Source organism: Candidatus Izemoplasma sp., from assembly GCF_982632705.1.
This window is the reverse complement of the sequence record NZ_CEXEES010000095.1, coordinates 1-3,654: the sequence shown is the minus strand read 5'-3', so window position 1 is coordinate 3,654 and position 3,654 is coordinate 1. Positions and strand designations below refer to the sequence as shown.

At 29.2% G+C, this 3,654-nt stretch carries 5 protein-coding genes; 2 read left to right on the top strand and 3 right to left on the bottom strand.

The genetic code is table 11. The features are described 5' to 3' along the window. Window positions 1-350: hypothetical protein (locus AC2LE6_RS08715; RefSeq protein WP_484478871.1), on the bottom strand; the 350-nt coding region annotated here is incomplete at its 3' end. A gap of 177 nt (window positions 351-527) precedes the next feature. Here AC2LE6_RS08715 and AC2LE6_RS08710 point away from each other — a divergent pair. Next, entirely contained in the window at window positions 528-818 is a 291-nt protein-coding gene (locus tag AC2LE6_RS08710) for a hypothetical protein (RefSeq protein ID WP_484478870.1), read from the top strand. 50 nt (window positions 819-868) lie between these two features. Here AC2LE6_RS08710 and AC2LE6_RS08705 read toward each other — a convergent pair whose 3' ends face one another. Both AC2LE6_RS08705 and AC2LE6_RS08700 read right to left on the bottom strand, forming a co-directional pair. After that, window positions 869-1,039, bottom strand: coding sequence for a hypothetical protein (locus AC2LE6_RS08705; RefSeq protein WP_484478869.1), 171 nt, complete (start codon window positions 1,037-1,039; stop codon window positions 869-871). A 61-nt stretch (window positions 1,040-1,100) separates the two neighbouring features. Then, window positions 1,101-1,535 carry a hypothetical protein gene (locus AC2LE6_RS08700; protein WP_484478868.1) on the bottom strand — a complete coding sequence of 145 codons (435 nt, stop codon included), beginning with the start codon at window positions 1,533-1,535 and terminating at the stop codon, window positions 1,101-1,103. Window positions 1,536-1,873: 338 nt separating this feature from the next. Here AC2LE6_RS08700 and AC2LE6_RS08695 point away from each other — a divergent pair, with 338 nt between their 5' ends. Further along, window positions 1,874-2,992, top strand: a complete 1,119-nt coding sequence (locus tag AC2LE6_RS08695; RefSeq protein WP_484478867.1) for an NAD(P)H-dependent flavin oxidoreductase — start codon at window positions 1,874-1,876, stop codon at window positions 2,990-2,992. Window positions 2,993-3,654 lie beyond the last annotated feature (662 nt).

The following is a 3,654-nucleotide window of genomic DNA, read 5'->3' as shown; positions in this document are numbered from 1 at the left end:
GCAAAAATAACCATTATTCTTTCGGGTATTTCATCAATGAAGAATTTAAATCCAGGAGAATTTTTATACAATTTGTCATATGTAATAACATCTGCGATGCACCAAGTGTAAAACTTGTCAATTCCCTTTTGAATTACCTTCTTTTTAGCAAAAGCTTGAAACAATTTCTTTGCAAGAATATTTCCTATTGAAGAAATCCATAACTCAGACATTTCTTCAAAGTTTGTAATTCCCTCTACAAAAAAGTCATTGTCTTTTAAAACTTCAAACTCATATAATTCTCTTACTGAATTAACAAAGTTTTTTTGGGTACTTAAAAACATATCCCAGTTTTCAACGTTTTGAATCATAATTAATCCCCCTTATTTTTAAATTAATTATATTTTACTACAAGAAAATGCGTTATTCAAGAATTCATCAACATCAACAAGTAAATTAAGGCCTAAATATTAGATTTCCCACTTATCTTTCTTGAAAGTTTCATGATAATTTACTATAATATAGGTATTAAACTCAAGGAGGAAATTATGAAACAATTATACAGAACGTTGGCATCACTTTTAGGATTCGCAATTATCGTGTTATATGCTTTAAAAAACGCAGCTGCATTATTTGACTTTTCATTTACAGGAATGGATGACATTCTTGGTTACTTCAATGTTGCACAACAATACTTAATCTATGCATTAGCTGGATTAGTAGGAATGGAATTTGTTGCTGGTAAGAAACTAGTTGCATTTATCTTCTTCTTATTACTAGCATTCGTTGTAGTTACTACATTTTTCCCAGATGTAGTAAATGGATATTTACCTGCATAATACTACATAATATTTGAAAAGGCATCCAATTATTGGATGCCTTTTTATTATTATAAATACAAGTGAGCTAGAAATGGATTGATTTCAACATACTTATTTTTTAGGCCATATAAATCAGAATATAAGTTACTACTAATATCCTCTTCGAATGTAGAACCATCACCACAAGATGATAAAAATATAATTAGGAATAAATTTATTAAGAGTACAACCTTTTTCATACTAACAACCCCTTCACTCTATTATATCAAAAAAAGACCAAGATTGGTCTTAAATTATTGATTACACACAAATCGTAACATTGTCCTCTTCTTCTAAACTAGAAACAACCCAATCATGTAATGTTGTTAGAACAAGTAATATGTTATCACGATACAAATTAAACTCATTGTCATAACAAAAATCAGCATCACCTCTAATAATCATTGCTTTTTTAAGTTCTAACTCATTTTTTGAAGATTTGATCGCAGTCTTATATTCTTCTATATCTTCAAATACACGTAACCATTCTCTCTTAGACATCACATTCGTACTTCCTGGTTGAAACTCTCGATATTTATCCCATATAATTTCATGAAACAAAGAGAAGACATATGTTCTAAAGAAGATTGATGATTCTTTGAATCCTTTTTTTCTTTTCTTTCCTAATCGTAGTTCGATATAGTCCTTATCAACTAAGTCACTATATTGGTACACTTTGCATTCAGGATTTTTCACGTTAAGCCTCTCTCCATGATCTTAGAAACAAATTCTAAATCTTGATCATATCTAATTATACTCTTATTTACTGATTGTACCTACACATATATTTATTGTTATCTACTTCTTCTGAGCAGCATACTATCATATACAATAATATAATCATACTTGGAACTACTCTTTTTATAGTCATTCATGCAAAATTATAAATTATATATAAAAAGGATATTTGAGATTGATTTTAATTACTATGCGTGGTATAGTAATTAATATTGAGGGCATTACTATGTCACACATAGTAATGTTGAATAACGATTACATACATAATTATTCTATTAAATGAAAGAAGGAATAACATGAAAAGAACAGGTATGAAAAAGTTTATTGTTGGAGATAAAACAGCTAGATTACCTATTGTACAAGGTGGAATGGGAATTGGAATATCACTTGCTGGACTTGCTGCCGCAGTTGCCAATGAAGGTGGTATTGGTGTCATTTCAGCAGCTGGTGTTGGAATGTTTGAATGGAAAACACAGGATTTCAATTATAACAATGTTCATGGGTTACGAATAGAAATTAAAAAAGCAAGAGCGATGACTGATGGTCTGCTTGGAGTAAATATTATGGTTGCTTTATCTAATTTCGGTGAATTAGTACAAGCTTCTATTGAAGAAGGTATCGATTATATTTTTGCTGGAGCTGGATTACCACTTAATTTACCTGAGTTTGTCAATGAAAATACCAAAACTAAATTAGTTCCAATTATATCTTCTGGACGTGCTGCAAAGATTATAACTAAAAACTGGATAAGGAAATACAACTATATTCCTGACGCTTTTGTATTAGAAGGTCCTCAAGCAGGTGGACATTTGGGATTTAAAGTAGAACAATTAGATGATCCTAATTTTCAATTAAAAAAACTATTACCTGAAGTTCTTGAATCACTTCTTCCTTTTGAACAAGAACAAGGTGTTAAAATACCTGTCATTGCAGGTGGAGGAATATATAACGGATCAGATATACACTATTTCTTAAACAATGGAGCATCTGCTGTTCAAATGGCAACTAGATTTGTTACTACAGACGAATGTGATGCAAGTGATGATTTCAAACAATCATATCTAAATGCAACGAAAGATGATATAACAATCATCAAGAGCCCCGTAGGATTACCGGGACGTGCAATAAGCAACAATTACCTTGATGATGTAGAAAAAGGTCTTAAACATCCATTTAAATGTCCTTATGACTGTATTATTACTTGCAAGAAAGAACAAGCACCTTACTGTATTACCTTAGCATTAATAAATGCAAAAAAAGGTAAAATGAGAAATGGATTTGCCTTTGCTGGTAGTAATGCGTATAAAACAGATAAAATAATACCTGTCAAAGAACTTGTAAGAGATTTAGTAAATGAATATACAGAACATAGATATCGAAACATCGCTAAATATAGAGAATATAATTATAACTAAAAAAGAGACCTTCAATAGGTCTTTTTTTTAATGTTCTCTATTCAACCTATATATAAGGATAGTAATCAGTTGTCTTAAGGTAGCTAACCATCATCCTCGTTATATTTATATCAAAACCCAAATGATGTATAAAATTAATAAAATTAAGCATAATATTAACATTATTAAAACTTTTATTAATTTTATTAACAAAAGTGTTGACATATGTAAAAACATAGTATATTATTAAGGTGTAGTTAAGAAATATTAAACAACAACTTAATAAAATTAATCAAAAAATAAGAAATAAAGAATATATAAAAGGAGGCGACATTATGTTTAACTTAAATAATCAATTTTTACAAGAAACTAAGCGCCATCAAGAATTAGTAGAATTTACAAGAGCTACTAAAGGCCAAAGCAAAAAAAACAGAAAATAATATACTAGACCAAACCAATAGATATCCCAAACCCAAGGAGGAGTTAATATGTTTAATACAACAATGCAATATACATTTGAAACGAAACGTCATCAAGAATTATTAGATTTTACAAAAGCATCAAAAAACACAAAAAGAAATAGATAAAAAAATATAGTAATAAAAAAAAGTCCACTTCTGGACTTTTTTCTTACATATATTCATTTATACCTTGAACTGGGATTTAGAAGTTCTTTGCGAAAT